At 70.6% G+C, this 16990-nt stretch carries 13 protein-coding genes; 5 read left to right on the top strand and 8 right to left on the bottom strand.

Annotation, left to right across the window (positions count from 1 at the left end; translation table 11 throughout):
• The first annotated feature begins 61 nt into the window (after window positions 1-61).
• Both ADK86_RS21955 and ADK86_RS21950 read left to right on the top strand, forming a co-directional pair.
• Complete coding sequence (locus tag ADK86_RS21955) at window positions 62-1003, top strand: RluA family pseudouridine synthase (RefSeq protein ID WP_030592999.1); 942 nt, start codon at window positions 62-64, stop codon at window positions 1001-1003.
• 137 nt (window positions 1004-1140) lie between these two features.
• Window positions 1141-2742, top strand: a complete 1602-nt coding sequence (locus ADK86_RS21950) for a Na+/H+ antiporter (protein ID WP_053698125.1) — start codon at window positions 1141-1143, stop codon at window positions 2740-2742.
• 22 nt (window positions 2743-2764) lie between these two features.
• On the opposite strand, the gene ADK86_RS21945 is transcribed toward ADK86_RS21950, so the two are convergent.
• A complete protein-coding gene (locus ADK86_RS21945) occupies window positions 2765-3880 on the bottom strand; it encodes a mechanosensitive ion channel family protein (RefSeq protein ID WP_053698214.1) in 1116 nt (371 codons plus the stop codon).
• 104 nt (window positions 3881-3984) lie between these two features.
• Here ADK86_RS21945 and ADK86_RS21940 point away from each other — a divergent pair, with 104 nt between their 5' ends.
• Window positions 3985-4599 carry a dienelactone hydrolase family protein gene (locus tag ADK86_RS21940; RefSeq protein WP_050503464.1) on the top strand — a complete coding sequence of 205 codons (615 nt, stop codon included), beginning with the start codon at window positions 3985-3987 and terminating at the stop codon, window positions 4597-4599.
• A 25-nt stretch (window positions 4600-4624) separates the two neighbouring features.
• Here the strand turns inward: ADK86_RS21940 and ADK86_RS21935 are convergent, their stop codons facing one another.
• From ADK86_RS21935 to ADK86_RS21910, 6 genes are all read right to left on the bottom strand, one after another.
• Window positions 4625-6289 carry an alkaline phosphatase D family protein gene (locus tag ADK86_RS21935; protein ID WP_053698124.1) on the bottom strand — a complete coding sequence of 555 codons (1665 nt, stop codon included), beginning with the start codon at window positions 6287-6289 and terminating at the stop codon, window positions 4625-4627.
• A gap of 94 nt (window positions 6290-6383) precedes the next feature.
• The gene (locus ADK86_RS21930; RefSeq protein WP_053698123.1) at window positions 6384-7262 is read right to left on the bottom strand and encodes a thioredoxin domain-containing protein; all 879 of its coding nucleotides are present in this window, start codon (window positions 7260-7262) and stop codon (window positions 6384-6386) included.
• 44 nt (window positions 7263-7306) lie between these two features.
• On the bottom strand, window positions 7307-8008 hold the full coding sequence (locus ADK86_RS21925; protein ID WP_053698122.1) for a hypothetical protein: 702 nt from the start codon (window positions 8006-8008) through the stop codon (window positions 7307-7309).
• A gap of 126 nt (window positions 8009-8134) precedes the next feature.
• Window positions 8135-8977: a thioredoxin domain-containing protein gene (locus ADK86_RS21920; protein WP_053698121.1), complete on the bottom strand. Its 843-nt coding sequence runs from the start codon at window positions 8975-8977 to the stop codon at window positions 8135-8137.
• Window positions 8978-9039: 62 nt separating this feature from the next.
• Window positions 9040-9699: a hypothetical protein gene (locus ADK86_RS21915; RefSeq protein WP_030371873.1), complete on the bottom strand. Its 660-nt coding sequence runs from the start codon at window positions 9697-9699 to the stop codon at window positions 9040-9042.
• A 127-nt stretch (window positions 9700-9826) separates the two neighbouring features.
• A complete protein-coding gene (locus ADK86_RS21910) occupies window positions 9827-11170 on the bottom strand; it encodes a DUF2252 domain-containing protein (protein WP_053698120.1) in 1344 nt (447 codons plus the stop codon).
• Window positions 11171-11360: 190 nt separating this feature from the next.
• Between ADK86_RS21910 and dnaE the strand changes: the two genes are divergently transcribed.
• A complete protein-coding gene (gene dnaE, locus ADK86_RS21905; RefSeq protein WP_053698119.1) occupies window positions 11361-14903 on the top strand; it encodes a DNA polymerase III subunit alpha in 3543 nt (1180 codons plus the stop codon).
• A gap of 167 nt (window positions 14904-15070) precedes the next feature.
• On the opposite strand, the gene ADK86_RS43860 is transcribed toward dnaE, so the two are convergent.
• Window positions 15071-15247, bottom strand: a complete 177-nt coding sequence (locus ADK86_RS43860) for a hypothetical protein (RefSeq protein WP_199834452.1) — start codon at window positions 15245-15247, stop codon at window positions 15071-15073.
• A gap of 273 nt (window positions 15248-15520) precedes the next feature.
• Here ADK86_RS43860 and ADK86_RS21900 point away from each other — a divergent pair, with 273 nt between their 5' ends.
• Window positions 15521-16828, top strand: a complete 1308-nt coding sequence (locus tag ADK86_RS21900) for an NYN domain-containing protein (RefSeq protein ID WP_053698118.1) — start codon at window positions 15521-15523, stop codon at window positions 16826-16828.
• The last annotated feature ends 162 nt before the right edge of the window (window positions 16829-16990 follow it).

The raw sequence follows: 16990 nt of genomic DNA, 5'->3' as shown, positions 1-16990 counted from the left end.
CGGGCCGCCGGGCACACGGTCCCCGGCGGGAGTGTCACCGGGGACTGCCATACTCGGTGGGGTGAGCACGATTCCCGAGATCCGCACCCTGCCCGTACCGGACGGCCTGGAGGGCGAGCGCGTCGACGCCGCGCTGGCCCGGATGTTCGGCTTTTCCCGTACGAAGGCCGCCGAGCTGGCGGCCGGCGGGAAGGTCCGGGTGGACGGCGCCGAAGTCATGAAGTCCGAGCGGGTGCACGGCGGTGCCTGGCTGGAAGTGGAGATGCCGCAGGCCGCGCCGCCGGTGGAGATCGTCGCGGAGCCCGTCGAGGGCATGGAGATCGTCCATGACGACGACGACATCGTGGTGATCGTCAAGCCGGTCGGCGTCGCGGCGCACCCCAGCCCCGGCTGGACGGGCACCACCGTCATCGGCGGGCTCGCCGCCGCGGGCTTCCGGATCTCGACCTCCGGCGCCGCCGAGCGCCAGGGCATCGTGCACCGCCTCGACGTCGGCACCTCCGGCCTGATGGTGGTGGCCAAGTCGGAGCGCGCGTACACCCTGCTCAAGCAGCAGTTCCGGGAGCGTACGGTCGACAAGCGCTACCACGCCCTGGTGCAGGGCCACCCCGACCCGCTCAGCGGCACGATCGACGCCCCCATCGGGCGCCACCCGCAGCACGACTACAAGTGGGCGGTGACGGCCGACGGCAAGCCGTCCGTGACGCACTACGACCTCATCGAGGCGTTCCGCGCCGCCAGCCTGCTGGACATCAAGCTGGAGACGGGGCGTACGCACCAGATCCGCGTGCACATGTCCGCCCACCGCCACCCGTGCGTCGGCGACCTGACCTACGGCGCGGACCCGACCCTCGCCAAGCGTCTCGGCGTCACCCGCCAGTGGCTGCACGCCGTGCAGCTCGGCTTCGAGCACCCGGCCGACGGCCGCCGGGTGGAGTTCGAGAGCGCCTACCCCGACGATCTCCAGCGCGCCCTGGACCGGGTGCGGGCGGAGAGCGCCTGACCCGCGCGGCCTGAGACGCGGGCGCGGAGATAGGCCGGACGGACGAGCGGCCGGAACGCTCGTCCGAGCGTTTTTTGCGCGGTCCATGGCAGGCTGGGGGCGGAACGTGATCGATTTCGACCCCGGAGCGCGCCACCGTGGATCAGCTGGCCCTGATGTTCGTCCTACTGCTCGGGGCCGTGGTGATGGTCCCGGTCGGTGACCGGCTGGGCCTGCCGTCGCCGGTCCTGATGACGCTCGCGGGCGCGGTGCTGGCGCTGCTGCCGTTCGTACCGAACGTCGAGGTGCCGCCGGAGTACATCCTGCCGCTGGTGCTGCCGCCCCTGCTGTACGCGGCCGTGCAGCGCACCTCCTGGCGGCAGTTCACGGCCAACATCCGGCCCATCTTCCTGCTGGCGGTGGCCCTGGTCTTCGCGACCACGGCCGCCGTCGCCGCCGTCGCGCACGCCGTCGTCCCCGGCATGCCGATCGCCGCCGCGGTGGTGCTCGGCGCCCTGGTCGCGCCGCCGGACCCGGTCGCCGCGACCGCCGTCGCGGGCAAGCTGGGGCTGCCCCGCCGTATGGTCTCCATCCTGGAGGGCGAGGGGCTGTTCAACGACGTCACCGCGATCGTGCTCTACCACGTCGCGCTCGCCGCGGCCGTCAGCGGCTCCTTCTCGGTGCCCGGCGCGGTCGGCTCGCTGGTGCTGTCCGCGGTGGTCGCCATAGCGGTCGGCCTGGTGCTGGGCTGGGCCGCCAACAAGCTGATGGGCCTGCTGGGCGACCCGACGCTGCAGATCGGCCTGACGCTGCTGGTGCCGTTCGTCGCCTACGTCCTGGCCGAGGAGTTCAAGGGCTCCGGCGTGCTGGCGGTGCTGACCACCGCGCTGTTCCTGGCCGAGTACGCGGTGGACGCCGACGATGTGATGGGCCGGCTGGCCGGCTACACCTTCTGGGAGATCGTCGACACCCTGGTCACCGGCGTCGCCTTCGGCCTGATCGGCCTGGAGCTGCACAACGTCATCAAGGCCGCGTCCGGCCGCTGGGGCGAGATGCTCGGCATCGGGGCCGCCGTCGTGGTGGTCGTGGTGGGCGTCCGGCTGCTGTGGCTGCTGCCCGCCGCCTGGCTGGCCAAGCGCATGCACAAGCGCCGGGACTTCGACGAGGACATCCCGCTGAGCTGGCGGGAGACCGTGATCATGTGGTGGTCCGGGATGCGCGGCGTGGCGTCCGTGGCGCTGGCGCTGGCCATCCCGTACCAGATCGACGGCGGCGCGGACTTCCCGGCCCGCGACGAAATCCTCTTCATCGCCTTCGCCGTGGTGCTCTCCGGCCTCGTCGTCCAGGGCCTGTCGCTGCCCACGCTGGTCAAGAAGCTGCGCGTACGGGCCGACTCGGAGGCCGAGGAGAAGCTGGAGCACGAGCTGGCGCTGCGGGTGATCAAGGCGTCCAAGCGGCGGCTGAAGGAGATCCTGGAGGTCGAGGAGATGCCGGAGGAGATCAGCGAGCAGCTGGCCCGGCGCGCGTACGACATAGGGGCCCGTATCGCGCCGGACATCGTGGACGACGACCGGCGCGAGCACTTCGAGAAGCGCATCACCCGGATGAAGAAGGTGCAGCGCATCCAGGGCGAGATGCTCTCCGCCGCCCGCCACGAGGTGCTGTCGGCGCGCAGCGAGCCGGGCGCCGACCCGGAGATCGTGGACCGGGTGCTGCGCCAGCTCGACATGCGCAGCCTGCGGGGGGCACCGCTGCCGTAAGGGCGCCGTCGCCCCCGGCCCGTCAGCCGTCCAGCCCCGGCCCCTTGTCCAGGGTGCCCGGGGTCCGCTGCCCGTCGGCCAGCCGGGCGGCGTGCTCCCCGCCGTCCGGGGCGGCGGCGGTGACGACCCGCGGCAGCGCGTACGGGTGCTCGGCGCGCAGCCAGTCGATCATCCGCTCGCGGACCTCGCAGCGCACCGACCAGATGGCGTCCGAGTCCCGGGCGGTGACCAGGGCGCGTACCTGGATCGTGGTGGGGGTGGTGTCGGTGACCACCAGGCTCCAGCCGCGGCCGTCCCAGTCGGCGCTGTTCTGCAGGATCTCGTGCAGCCGGTGCCGCATCTTCTCCACCGGCGCGGCGTGGTCGAGGTGGAAGAAGACGGTGCCGGTCATCTGCGCGCCGCCGCGCGACCAGTTCTCGAACGGCTTGCTGGTGAAGTACGACACCGGCATGGTGATCCGGCGCTCGTCCCAGGTCCGTACGGTCAGGAAGGTCAGGGTGATCTCCTCGACCGTGCCCCACTCCTTGTCCACGACCACGGTGTCACCGATGCGGACCATGTCGCCGAAGGCGATCTGCAGGCCGGCGAAGAGGTTGCCGAGCGTGGACTGCGCCGCCACACCGGCGACGATGCCGACCAGTCCGGCCGAGGCCAGCATGGACTGGCCGACGGTCTGCATCTTGGGGAAGGTCAGCAGCATCGAGGCGGCCGCGACGACGATGACGATCGCCGTGACCACCCGCTGGATCAGGGTGACCTGGGTACGGACCCGGCGCACCCGGGCGGCGTCGCGCGCGCCCGCCGCGTAGCGGGAGTACGAGGACTCCACGATGGCCGCGGCGGCGCGGATGGCCAGCCAGGCGGTGGCCGCGATCAGTATGAGGGAGAGGACCTGGCCGAGACCGGCTTCGTGGTCCTCGATGAACTCCACGCCGGTTCTGTCGTAGAACCCGCGCAGCAGCGCGGTGACCAGCACCACTTGCAGGGGGACGCGGCAGCGCCGCAGCAGGCCCCACAGTGGCGTGTCGGGGCGGGCGGTGTCGGCCCGGCGCAGCGCCAGATCGACCAGCCAGCCCAGAATGAGCGTCACGACTATGGAGCCGCCTACGACGATGAGCGGACGAAGCACGTCCTCCATGGACACTTCGGTCCTCCTAGTTGTGGTCAGCTTCGTGCCGGTTCCTCCCGACCGTAACTGGCACGATGGTGGAAGTGCGATTCAATGACAGGGAAGTGAACTCAGTGGCCTCTTCGCCCGCCTCGCCGTCCGCGCCGTCCGCGAAACCCTCGACGGTTGTTCTGTTCCACTCGGTGTGCGGTCTGCGTCCCGCTGTGCACGCCGCCGCCGACCGGCTGCGCGAGGCCGGGCACGAGGTCGTCGTGCCCGATCTCTTCGACGGGCGGACCGCCGACACCGTCGAGGACGGCGTGGTGATCAAGGACGAGATCGGCAAGGACGAGCTGCTGCGCCGCGCGGTGGTGGCCGTGGCCCCGTACTCCGACCGGGGCGTGGTCTACGCGGGCTTCTCCTTCGGCGGCGCGGTCGCCCAGAACCTGGCCCTGGCGGACGACAAGGCACGCGGGCTGCTGCTGATGCACGGCACCTCGGACATCGCCGACGACGCGGCGGTCGACGAGCTGCCCGTACAGCTGCACGTCGCGGACCCGGACCCGTTCGAGCCGCACGACTGGCTGAACGCCTGGTACCTGCGCATGGGGCGGGCCGGCGCGGACGTGGAGGTCTACCGCTACCAGGGTGCCGGACACCTGTTCACCGACCCCGACCTGCCGGACTACGACGCGGAGGCCGCCGAGAGCGCCTGGAAGGTCGCCCTCGGCTTCCTCGACTCGCTGTAACGGTGGTGCCGGGCCCGGCGGCGGGTCAGCGCACCGGCTGCCGGACCCGCTCCACCCGCTGGGTGCCCGAGAGGGTCCGGTAGGAGCGTGCCGGCGCGGTGGTGGCGTGCGGGTCGGTGCGGTCGGAGACGGTGAAGTAGTCCATCTGGGTGCGCTCCGCCGTCACGTCCAGGACCCCGTAGCCGTGCGAGTCCATGTCCACCCACTTCACGTGGCGGTTGGCGGCCCGGACGGCGGCGACGCCGACCAGCGAGACGGTGTGCGGGGCGACGTGCAGGAAGTCGTCCACGTTGTCGGAGGTGACCGAGGTGACCACGAACTCGGTGGCGACCGGCGGCGCGGACGGGTAGGTCGCGGCCTTGACCGGCACCTCGTTGGCCCAGGCCATGTGGATGTCGCCGGTCAGGAAGACGGTGTTGCCGATGCCCCGGTCGCGCAGGTGCGTCAGCAGCTCGCGCCGGTCGTCGGTGTAGCCGTCCCACTGGTCGGTGTTGACCGCCAGGCCCTCCTTGGGCAGCCCCAGCAGCTTCGCGAGCGGCGCCAGCAGATGGGCCGGTACGGACCCGAAGGCGACCTGGGAGATCATCACGGACGTGCCGACCAGCCGCCAGGCGGTGTCCGAGCGCTCCAGCCCGGCCTTGAGCCAGTCCAGCTGGGCCCGCCCGGTGATCGTACGGTCCGGGTCGTCCACCTTCCCGCTGCCCACCCCGGCCTGCTGGTCGCGGAACGAGCGCAGGTCGAGCAGGTGCAGATCGGCCAGCTTGCCGAAGCGCAGCCGGCGGTAGGTGGTGCCCGCGACCGAGGTCCGTACCGGCATCCACTCGAAGTAGGCGCGCTTGCCGGCGGCCATCCGTGCCGCCCAGTCGCCCTCGGTGCCCGGGGTGTGGTTCACCGCCCCGCCCGACCAGGCGTTGTCCGCGAACTCGTGGTCGTCCCAGATCGCGATCATCGGGTGCGCGGCGTGCAGGGCCTGGAGGTCGGGGTCGGTCTTGTGGACGCCGTGCCGGGTCCGGTAGTCGGCGAGCGTGATGATCTCGTGCTTCGGGGAGTGCTGCCGTACGACCTTGCCCGGGGAGGGGAAGCCGCCGGTCGCGTACTCGTAGATGTAGTCGCCGAGGTGCAGCACCGCGTCCAGGTCGCGGCGGGCCGCGAGGTGCCGGTAGGCGGAGAAGTAGCCGGCCTCCCAGTTGGCGCAGGAGACCACGCCGAAGCGGACGTTGGGGGCCTTGGCGTCGTGCGCGGGGGCGGTACGGGTGCGGCCGACGGGCGAGCGGGTGCCCTCGACGGTGAAGCGGTAGTAGTAGGTGGTGGCGGGCGCCAGGCCGCGTACGTCGGCCTTGACGGTGTGGTCGGCCGCGGCCGTGGTGGTCGCGGTTCCCCGCGCGACCACCGAGCCGAAGTCCTGGTCCGCCGCCACTTCCCAGCCCACCGTGGTGTCCCGGCCGAGGCCCGAGCCGGGCACAGCGCCGGGCTCGGGGGTGACGCGGGTCCACAGCAGGACGCCGTCCGGGAGCGGGTCGCCGGAGGCCACGCCGTGCTGGAAGACCTGCGGCGCGCCCGTACGGGCCCGGTCGGTGGCGCGTGTCCCGGCGGCGTGGGCGGGGCCCGCGGTGGCGAAGGGCAGCAGGGCGGCGGAGGCGGCTGCGGCCGTGACGGCGGTACGGCGCGATATCTGGTCATGGTCGGTCACGGCCGATGACCATACTGTCGCGTAGGGCAAGTGGGGAGGCCCGCGGCACAAAGTTCGCCGATCCGTAAACCGCCGTCCGCCGAACGGGCCGCGGCTACTTCGCCGCGTCCTTCTTCTGGTCCTCCCCCTCCTTCTTCGCCGGGCCGAACTCGTCGTCGATCATCTTGTTGAAGTTGGCGGTGGCCAGCTCGTAGTACTGCTGCTTGGTCATCTGCTGCTGCGGGACCGGCGGCAGCTTGAGCTTCTTGTCGCCGTGCAGGAACGCCGGCGTGCCGGTCACGCCCTTGCGGCCGAAGAGCGCGGTCATCTCCATCGTCCAGCGGTCGTACGTACCGTTCTTGACCGCCGCCCGGAACTTCTCGTTGCCCTTCAGCTCCGGCACTTGGTCGGCCACCGCGAGCAGCTTCGCGTCCTTGGCGTACGCGTCGTCGGCCTCCTCCGGGTGGTTCTTCTCGGAGTACAGCGCGGTCTTGTACTTGAGGAACGCCTCCGGGCTCACGTTCAGGGCCGCGCCGAGCGCGCTGAGCGCGTTCTTGGAGCCCTCGCCGCCCTGCCCGCCGTCGATGAACGTGTACATGGTGAAGCGGATCTTGTAGCGGCCGTCCTCCATGCCCTTCAGGAGGGCCGGGCCCGCGCTCTGCTCGAAGCTCGCACAGGCCGGGCAGCGGATGTCCTCGAAGACCTCCAGGGTCTCCTTCGCCGCCGGCTTCCCGATGACGATCTCGGTGCCGTTCTTGCCGCCGGTGTTGGCGGGCTTGACCAGGTCGGCCTCCTTGGCCGCCTCCCACCCGGTGGGCTCGTTCGCCTTCATGATGCCGAAGGCGATCCCGCCGGCGACGACGAGGACGCCCACCACCGAGCCCGCCACGATGAGCTGCCGGCGGACCTTCTCCTTCTTCTTCTGCCGCTCACGCTCGGCGCGTATCCGCTCGCGGGCCGCCTGCTTGCCCGCCTGGCTGTTGCGGTCGCTCATGGTGCTTCCCGACTCCCTGTCCCGGTTCCCTTGGTACGTGCATGTCAGTACGCGGCGGTCAGGGGCCGGGGCGGACCGCGCCGTACGACGCAGTGGCCGAGCCGGGGGAGCGGCCGGGGCCGGGGGAGAGGACGCAAGGGGCGTACCCGGCGGCGTACCGCGCACGGACCGGCGGCGGACGCGGCGGCCATGAGCCGCAGCGGCCGGAACGCGCAGGCCCGTACGGCGTACAGCAGCCGGTCCAGCGCGGCGTCACCCCGCCACAGCCAGGCCGCGGCCAGCAGGCCGACGGCGATGTGCGCGGCGAGCAGCAGCCAGGGGAGTACCACCGCGCCTTTCGGGGCGTCTTCCACGGCCCGAAGGGCGTGGGAGCTGTCCGGGCCCAGCTCACCGCCGCCGCACAGCAGGTCCACGCCGACCGAGCGCAGCGGCCCGGTGACCGGGCCGCCGCCCGGCCCGTAACAGGTGTGCTGGCCGGAGGTGAAGACGGTGTCGGCGGCCAGTTCCAGTGGCACGAGGAGCCCGGCGATGTGTCGGAAGCCGCGCTCGCGGTCCGCCAGGGCGTACGCGAGGGCGAACACCGCGGCGCCGGCCGGGACGAGCGTGGACAGCGCCACCGGGGTGCGGGTGAGCAGGACGTGCGAGGCGGCGGACAGCGTCAGGCACAGCGCGGCGAACACCGCGGCGCGTACCGCGCGCAGCGGGACACCCGAGGGTGTCCCCGGCCGTGCCCCGGTCCGCTCCATGCCCGGAGTCTGCCATGGGCACGGCGAGTCGCCGGGTCAAGATTTGGCATCGGCGAACGCCGGAGCCCCGGACCGGGGCGTCGGTCCGGGGCTCCGGAAAGGGCGCTCAAGGAGAGGCGTGCGCGGTCAGCCCTTCATCGCCTTGTCGACATCCGCGTTGAAGGCGTCCGGCGAGGACGGGGCGACCTTGCCGTTCGGCGAGTCGGTGCCCAGCACCGTGTCGTCCAGCTTGATCGTCGGCGTGCTCTTGACGTCCTTGAAGGAGTTGAAGTTCTCCGACATCTCCAGCGCCCAGCGGTTGTACGTACCGGCCTTCACGGCGCTCTCGAACTTGGCGTTGCCCTTCAGGTCCGGCACCGTGCCGGCCACCTTGAGCAGGTAGTCGTTGTCGGCGAACTTGTCCGGGCCGGTCTCCTCCGGGTGGTACTTCTTCGAGAACAGCGCTTCCTTGTACTTCAGGAACGCGTCGGGGCTCACGTTGAGCGCGGCCCCCATCGCGCTGAGCGCGTTCTTGGAGCCGGTGCCCTGGAGGTTGTTGTCCAGGAAGGTGCCCAGGTGGAAGGACGCCTTGTACTTGCCCGCCTTGATGTCCTTCTGGACCGTCTCGCCGACGTTCTGCTCGAAGCTCGCGCAGCCGGGGCAGCGGGCGTCCTCGAAGAGCGTCAGCGTGTGCTTGGCGTCCTTCTTGCCGATGACGATGTCCAGGCCGTTCTTGCCGGACGTGTTGGCCGGCTGCACCAGCTTGGCGCTCGCGGCCTTGGCCCACTTGTCGGCGCCGCCGCCCGAATCGCCGCCGCCCGAGTTGGCCACGGCGACACCGATGCCGCCCGCGATGGCCAGCACCGCGACGATCGCGCCGCCGACGGTCAGCTGCCGGCGGACCTTCTCCTTCTTCTTCTGCCGCTCGCGCTCGATGCGCAGCCGCTCGCGGGCTGCCTGCTTGTTGGCCTGGCTGTTGCGGTTGCTCATGACTGTCCTGCTCCTGGGAAAGGTGTGAACGGGTGCCTGTCCGGTGAGCCGCGGCCCGAAGGCTACGCGGCGAGGGAACAGGGCGGTCCACGCCGTACGACGCAGTGCACGAGGAGGGGGACGGCCCGCGGGACCGGTTCGGTGCGCGTGGGCCGGGCGGCCGGGCGGTGCGGTACGGGCAGCGCCCGGACGACCGCCACCGCCAGCAGCAGCGGCCGGAACGCGAACGCGGTCACGGCCCCCAGCAGCTGGGCCAGCGCCGCCTCGCCCCGCCGCAGCCAGGCCGCCGCGAGCAGCCCCACCGCGACGTGCACGGCGAGCAGCAGCAGCCAGGTCGAGACGGGCGCCGGATCGTCGCCGGACAGGTGCGCCAGCGGCGTGCCCACATTGCCGCCGCCGCACAGCAGGTCCACGCCCAGGGAGCGCAGCGGACCGGTGACCGGCCCGCCGGCCCGTCCGTAACAGGTGTGCTGACCTGCGGAGAAGACCGTGTCGGCGGCCAGTTCCAGCGGTACGAGCAGCGCGGCGATGCGCCAGAAGCCGCGCTCCCGGCCGGCCAGCGCGTACGCGACGGTGAAGACGGCGGCCGAGAGGGCGGCGACGAGGGTCAGCGGCAGCGGCATCCGGGACAGCAGCACATGGCCCGCGGCGGACAGCGTCACGCACAGCGCCGTGAAGAGCGCCGCGCGCAGTGCCCGCAGGTGTGCCGCCGAGATGTCCATTGCTGCGAGTCTGCCATGGTCCGGTGTAAGCGGGGACTAAGAGGCGTGAACACGGTGTCGCGCACTCTCGCCCCGGCCCCGTGCGGGCCCGCCGCGCCCCGTGACCCGGCTCACCCGGTGGGCGGGCTCACAGCCCCGGGATGCGTCCGTTGCGGAAGAGGTCCACGAAGATCTGGTGGTCGGCGCGGGCCCGGGCACCGTACGCGTGCGCGAAGTCCACCAGGAGCTGGCCGAAGCCCTCCTCGTCGGCGGCGATCGCCGCGTCGATGGCGCGCTCGGTGGAGAACGGCACCAGGGAGTGACCGCTCTCGTCGTCCGCGGCGGCGTGCATCGTCGCGGTGGCCCGCCCCAGGTCCGCGACGACCGCCGCGATCTGCTCCGGCTCGTCGATGTCCGACCAGTCCAGGTCGACCGCGTACGGCGAGATCTCGGCGACCAGCTGACCGGCGCCGTCCAGCTCGGTCCAGCCCAGCCACGGGTCGGCGTGGTCCTGGAGGGCGCGCTGCGAGATCACCGTGCGGTGGCCCTCGTGGTGGAAGTAGCCGCGCACCCGCGGGTCGGTGATGTGGCGCGAGACCGCCGGGGTCTGCGCCTGCTTCATGTAGATCACGACGTCGTTCTCCAGGGCGTCGCTGTTGCCCTCCAGCAGGATGTTGTACGAGGGCAGGCCCGCCGAGCCGATGCCGATGCCGCGGCGCCCCACCACGTCCTTGACCCGGTAGGAGTCCGGGCGGGTCAGGCTGGACTCGGGCAGCGTCTCCAGATAGCCGTCGAAGGCCGCCAGGACCTTGTAGCGGGTCGCCGCGTCCAGCTCGACCGTGCCGCCGCCCTCGGTGAAGCGCCGCTCGAAGTCGCGGATCTCGGTCATCGAGTCCAGCAGGCCGAAGCGGGTCAGCGAGCGGGCCATGCGCAGCGCGCCCAGCAGCGGGCCCTCGGCCGTGTCCAGGGTGAAGGGCGGCACGTCGTCGTCCTTGGCCCCCGTCGCCAGCGCGTGGATGCGCTCGCGGTAGGCGGTGGCGTAGATCCCCACCAGCTCGCCGATCTGCCCGTCGCTCAGCGCCTTGGCGTAGCCGAGCAGGGCCACCGAGGCGGCGAAGCGCTTCAGGTCCCAGGTGAAGGGGCCTACGTACGCCTCGTCGAAGTCGTTGACGTTGAAGATCAGCCGGCCGGTGGCGTCCATGTACGTGCCGAAGTTCTCGGCGTGCAGATCGCCGTGGATCCACACCCGGCCGGTCTGCTCGTCCTCGTACGGGCCGCTGCCCGCGCCGCCGTCCTGCGCCTGGAGGTCGTGGTAGAAGAGGCAGGCCGTGCCCCGGTAGAAGGCGAAGGCGGACGCGGCCATCTTCCGGAACTTGACGCGGAAGGCCGCCGGGTCGGCGGCGAGCAGCTGTCCGAAGGCGGTGTCGAAGACGGCGAGGATCTCCTCGCCGCGCCGATCGGCGTCCGGCGCCGGGACGTGCTGGGACGACATCGCGGTGTGCCTCCTGGGGCAGATGATGCAGACGGGTGTGCCGTCTCTTCCAACGGCCGAGGCTACTCAGGGGTGCCCGGCGGCCGGTCGCCCGGACCGCGTGCCGGGCCCCCGGGGTGTCGGTGGAGGGTCGTAGACTTCGAGACCGTCCTGAGAATCCCCGCCGCTCCCCGTCCGGAGGTCGTCCACCGTGGCCAAGCCGCCCTTCACGCATCTGCACGTGCACACCCAGTACTCCCTGCTGGACGGTGCCGCGCGGCTGAAGGACATGTTCGAGGCGTGCAAGGAAATGGGCATGACGCACATCGCCATGTCCGACCACGGCAACCTCCACGGCGCCTACGACTTCTTCCACGCCGCGCAGAAGACCGGTGTGACGCCGATCATCGGCATCGAGGCGTATGTGGCGCCCGAGTCGCGGCGTACCAAGCGCAAGATCCAGTGGGGCCAGCCGCACCAGAAGCGCGACGACGTCTCCGGTTCCGGCGGTTACACCCACAAGACGATCTGGGCGGCGAACAAGACCGGGCTGCACAACCTCTTCAAGCTCTCCTCCGACGCGTACAAGGAAGGCTGGCTGCAGAAGTGGCCCCGGATGGACAAGGAGACGATCTCCCAGTGGTCCGAGGGCCTGATCGCCTCCACCGGCTGCCCCTCCGGTGAGCTGCAGACCCGGCTGCGCCTCGGCCAGTTCGACGAGGCCCTGAAGTCGGCGGCCGAGTACCAGGACATCTTCGGCAAGGACCGCTACTTCCTGGAGCTGATGGACCACGGCATCGAGATCGAGCGCCGGGTCCGCGACGGCCTGCTGGAGATCGGCAAGAAGCTCGGCATCCCCCCGCTGGTCACCAACGACTCCCACTACACCTACGCGCACGAGGCGACCGCCCACGACGCCCTGCTGTGCATCCAGACCGGCAAGAACCTCACCGACCCGGACCGCTTCAAGTTCGACGGCACCGGCTACTACCTGAAGTCCACGGACGAGATGTACGCCATCGACTCCTCGGACGCCTGGCAGGAGGGCTGCCGCAACACCCTCCTGGTCGCCGAGCAGATCGACACCACCGGCATGTTCGAGAAGCGCGACCTGATGCCGAAGTTCGACATCCCCGAGGGCTTCACCGAGGTCACCTGGTTCCAGGAGGAGGTCCGCCGCGGCATGGAGCGCCGCTACCCGGGCGGCGTCCCCGAGGACCGCCAGAAGCAGGCCGAGTACGAGATGGACGTCATCATCCAGATGGGGTTCCCGGGCTACTTCCTCGTGGTCGCCGACTTCATCATGTGGGCCAAGCGCAACGGCATCGCGGTGGGCCCCGGCCGTGGCTCGGCGGCCGGCTCGATCGTCGCGTACGCCATGGGCATCACCGACCTCGACCCGGTCACCCACGGCCTGATCTTCGAGCGGTTCCTGAACCCCGAGCGCGTGTCCATGCCCGATGTCGACATCGACTTCGACGAGCGTCGGCGCGTCGAGGTGATCAGGTACGTCACCGAGAAGTACGGCGAGGACAAGGTCGCCATGATCGGTACGTACGGCAAGATCAAGGCGAAGAACGCCATCAAGGACTCCGCGCGCGTGCTGGGCTACCCGTACGCGATGGGCGACCGCATCACCAAGGCCATGCCCGCCGACGTCCTCGGCAAGGGCATCGACCTGGACGGCATCACCAACCCGCAGCACCCCCGCTACAACGAGGCGGGCGAGGTGCGGTCGATGTACGAGAACGAGCCGGACGTGAAGAAGGTCATCGACACCGCCAAGGGCGTCGAGGGCCTGGTCCGGCAGATGGGTGTGCACGCGGCCGGCGTGATCATGTCCAGCGAGCCGATCATCGACCACGCCCCCGTCTGGGTGCGGCACACCGACGGCGTCACCATCACCCAGTGGGACTACCCGCAGTGCGAGTCGCTCGGCCTGCTGAAGATGGACTTCCTGGGCCTGCGCAACCTCACCATCATGGACGACGCCCTGAAGATGGTGAAGGCGAACAAGGGCGTCGACCTGGAGCTGCTGGAAGTCCCGCTGGACGACCCCAAGACCTTCGAACTGCTCTGCCGCGGTGACACCCTCGGCGTCTTCCAGTTCGACGGCGGCCCGATGCGCTCGCTGCTGCGCCAGATGCAGCCCGACAACTTCGAGGACATTTCCGCCGTATCGGCCCTGTACCGCCCGGGCCCGATGGGCATGAACTCGCACATCAACTACGCCGAGCGCAAGAACGGCCGCCAGGAGATCACGCCGATCCACCCGGAGCTGGAGGAGCCGCTCAAGGAGACCCTCGGCCTGACCTACGGCCTGATCGTCTACCAGGAGCAGGTGCAGAAGGCCGCCCAGATCATCGCCGGGTACAGCCTCGGCGAGGCCGACATCCTCCGTCGCGTCATGGGCAAGAAGAAGCCCGAGGAGCTGGCGAAGAACTTCACCATCTTCCAGGCCGGTGCCCGCAAGAACGGCTACAGCGACGAGGCGATCCAGGCCCTGTGGGACGTGCTGGTCCCGTTCGCCGGCTACGCGTTCAACAAGGCCCACTCCTCCGCGTACGGCCTCGTCACGTACTGGACCGCCTACCTGAAGGCGAACTACCCGGCGGAGTACATGTCCGCGCTGCTCACCTCGGTGCGCGACGACAAGGACAAGTCGGCGGTCTATCTGAACGAGTGCCGCCGCATGGGCATCAAGGTGCTCCCGCCGAACGTGAACGAGTCCCTGGCGAACTTCGCAGCCCAGGGCGACGACGTGATCCTCTTCGGCCTCACCGCCGTCCGCAACGTCGGCCAGAACGTCGTCGACTCGATCATCCGCTGCCGCAAGGCCAAGGGGAAGTACGCCTCCTTCCCCGACTACCTCGACAAGGTCGACGCGGTCGTGTGCAACAAGCGCACCACCGAGTCCCTGATCAAGGCGGGCGCCTTCGACGAGATGGGGCACACCCGCAAGGGCCTGATCGCGCACTACGAAGCCATGATCGACAACGTGGTGCAGGTCAAGCGCAAGGAGGCCGAGGGACAGTTCGACCTCTTCGGCGGCATGGGCGACGACAGCTCCGACGACGGCCCCGGCTTCGGTCTGGACATCGAGTTCTCCGACATCGAGTGGGACAAGACGTACCTGCTCGCGCAGGAGCGCGAGATGCTCGGCCTGTACGTCTCCGACCACCCGCTGTTCGGCCTGGAGCACGTGCTGTCCGACAAGGCGGACGCGGCGATCTCCCAGCTGACCGGCGGCGACTACTCCGACGGCTCGATCGTCACCATCGGCGGCATCATCTCCGGCCTCCAGCGCAAGATGACCAAGCAGGGCAACGCGTGGGCCATCGCCACCGTCGAGGACCTGGCCGGCTCCATCGAGTGCATGTTCTTCCCGGCGACGTACCAGCTGGTGTCCACCCAACTCGTCGAGGACACCGTGGTCTTCGTCAAGGGACGCCTCGACAAGCGCGAGGACATCCCGCGGCTGGTCGCCATGGAGATGATGGTCCCCGACCTCTCCGAGGCCGGTGCCAACGCGCCCGTGACGATCACGATCCCCACGGTCAAGGTCACCCCGCCGCTGGTCGAGAAGCTCGGCGAGGTGCTCACCAGCCACCGCGGCGCGACCGAGGTCCGCATCAAGCTCCAGGGCACGCGCAAGACGACGGTGCTCCGGCTCGACCGGCACCGGGTCACGCCCGATCCGTCGCTCTTCGGTGACCTGAAGGTGCTGCTGGGCCCGTCCTGCCTGGCGGGGTGAGCCGGTGAGGGCGGGCGGCCGAGGCTGCCCGCCCCTCCCGTTTATTCACTCCGGGAACAAAATCGGGGGCGTCCACCGGACGGCGCGACCCGGTGGCGCATGGAGCGCGAAGAGGGGCGCACCCCGGACGGGTGCGCCCCTCTACTGCTACTGCCGCGCGGCAGCGATCAGTTGTGACCAAAACGGCGCTGGTGCTTACGGGCAACATCGCTCGGGGTCGCCTCGAACGCCTGGGCCGACGCCTGGGCCTCCATCGCCGACTTCTGTGCTTCCTCGCGGCCGCGCTCGGCGTCCTGCGCACTCTTCTGCTGCCGATTGCGGTCGCGATTCTTGTTTTTGGCCATGATCGTGCCTCCTGAGGGGGATCCTGGGATCGGGGCCGTGACCAGGCTTACACGCGACGTTGAGGGACGCATTTTGGACAATTACCGTCAGTTATACGGTGCGTCACGTGGTGTGTTCGCCCTCGGCGGCGAATCCGCCACGCCGATGATCGAGTTCGGGCAGTTAACCCCCGTACGGTCGGGCAGACTCGAAGGAAAGCCGTAGGAAAACCTCGTGCCACAGGCCGAGCCGGGGGGCGTCCGACTTCAGCACCTCAGGGAAGAGGGTGGAACGTGGATCGCTGCGTCGTCCTGGTGGACGCCGGATACTTGCTGGGCGCCGCCGCGAGCCTGCTCGCCGGAGAGCCCACCCGCTCCCGGATCACCGTCGATCACGCCGAGCTCATCCAGGGCCTGCGCCAGCGCGCCGAGGCCGACACGGAACGGCCGCTGCTGCGCATCTACTGGTTCGACGGCGCGCCCGACCGCGTACCGCAGCCCGAGCACCGGCGGCTGCGCGTCATGTCCCGCGTCACGGTCCGGCTCGGCGCCCTGACCCGGAGCGACGGACGCTGGGCCCAGAAAGGTGTCGACGCCGCGATGCACGCGGAGTTGACCGAACTGGCGCGCAACCGCGCCTGCTCCGACATCGTGCTCGTCACCGGCGACGGCGACCTGCTGCCCGGCCTGATGTCCGCCAAGGAACACGGCGTCGCCGTGCACCTGTGGGCCGTCCAGGCGGCCGACGGCGACTACAACCAGTCCGAGGACCTGGTCGCCGAGGCCGATGAGCGGCGGGTGCTCGACCGGGAATGGATCACCCGCGCCGTACGCCTGAAGGAACTCGGCGGACCCTGCGCGCCGCCGCCCGTGCCGCGGCCCGAGATCGCCGCGATCCTCTCGGCCCCGCTGCCCGAATCCGCCGTCGCCGCCGCGGCGGCGGCCGCGGCGTCCGCCGCGCACGAGGCGGAGCGGGGCGATGGACACGAGCGCAACGGTGCGAACGGTACGGCTCGGCCCGCACGTACATGCGCCCGGTCGGGCGCGGGTGAACGGGACGGCGAGAGCGGTCCGGCCGGAGGCCGGGGCGCTCCGGTCCCCACGCCGAAGGACCTCGCCGGCCTCAACCGCGGCCCCGGCACCGGGCCCGGCGGGGCCACCGCGACGCCGGCACCCGTACCGAGCGCGACGCTGCGGTGGTCCTCCGACAAGGGCTGGGTCGAGCGCGGCGGCCCCGTCGGCGAACCCCCCGAAACCGCGTCCCTGCCGACCCTGGCCCAGCTCACGAGTGCGGAGCAGCGGTGGGCGGATCGCGAGGAGGACATCACGGCGGTCAGCGGCGACCCGTTCGAAGTGGGGCAGGTGTTCGCCCGCCGCTGGACGGAGCGGTTGTCCGATGCGGCGCATCTTCAGCAGATCTCTACGGAGTATCCCCGGATTCCGCACCGGATCGACGGTGAGCTGCTGCGGTATGCGGCTCGGTTCGGGCTGCTGGCCCATAAGGACGATCAGATCGATGAGCATGATCGATATGCGATTCGCGCTGGGTTTTGGCGCGAAGTTGATCTGCGGACCGCGGCGGAGGTTCCCGTGGGGGAGTAGGGGGCCTGGCCCGCGCATGCGCTGTCGCGCGGGTGCGCATTGGCTGGTCTGTGGGGCGGGGGCGCGCAGGGGGCCATCTCCTCGGCGCCTGGAGCGGCCGAAGTGTATGGACGCAACCGGGGCTTCGGTCGCCTGCGGGGAGTGTCCCCCTGCACACCCCCT

It is taken from the genome of Streptomyces sp. NRRL F-5755 (assembly GCF_001279365.1).
GTDB lineage: Bacteria > Actinomycetota > Actinomycetes > Streptomycetales > Streptomycetaceae > Streptomyces > Streptomyces rimosus.
This window is presented reverse-complemented; position numbering and strand designations above follow the sequence as displayed.

What these genes read in the sequence shown, in the direction of transcription:
- ADK86_RS21945 (WP_053698214.1), bottom strand. Translation starts at nt 3,880, where the DNA reads ATGGAGGACGTGCTTCGTCCGCTCATCGTCGTAGGCGGCTCCATAGTC.
- ADK86_RS21930 (WP_053698123.1), bottom strand. Translation starts at nt 7,262, where the DNA reads ATGAGCGACCGCAACAGCCAGGCGGGCAAGCAGGCGGCCCGCGAGCGG.
- ADK86_RS21925 (WP_053698122.1), bottom strand. Translation starts at nt 8,008, where the DNA reads ATGGAGCGGACCGGGGCACGGCCGGGGACACCCTCGGGTGTCCCGCTG.
- ADK86_RS21920 (WP_053698121.1), bottom strand. Translation starts at nt 8,977, where the DNA reads ATGAGCAACCGCAACAGCCAGGCCAACAAGCAGGCAGCCCGCGAGCGG.
- ADK86_RS21915 (WP_030371873.1), bottom strand. Translation starts at nt 9,699, where the DNA reads ATGGACATCTCGGCGGCACACCTGCGGGCACTGCGCGCGGCGCTCTTC.
- ADK86_RS21910 (WP_053698120.1), bottom strand. Translation starts at nt 11,170, where the DNA reads ATGTCGTCCCAGCACGTCCCGGCGCCGGACGCCGATCGGCGCGGCGAG.
- ADK86_RS43860 (WP_199834452.1), bottom strand. Translation starts at nt 15,247, where the DNA reads ATGGCCAAAAACAAGAATCGCGACCGCAATCGGCAGCAGAAGAGTGCG.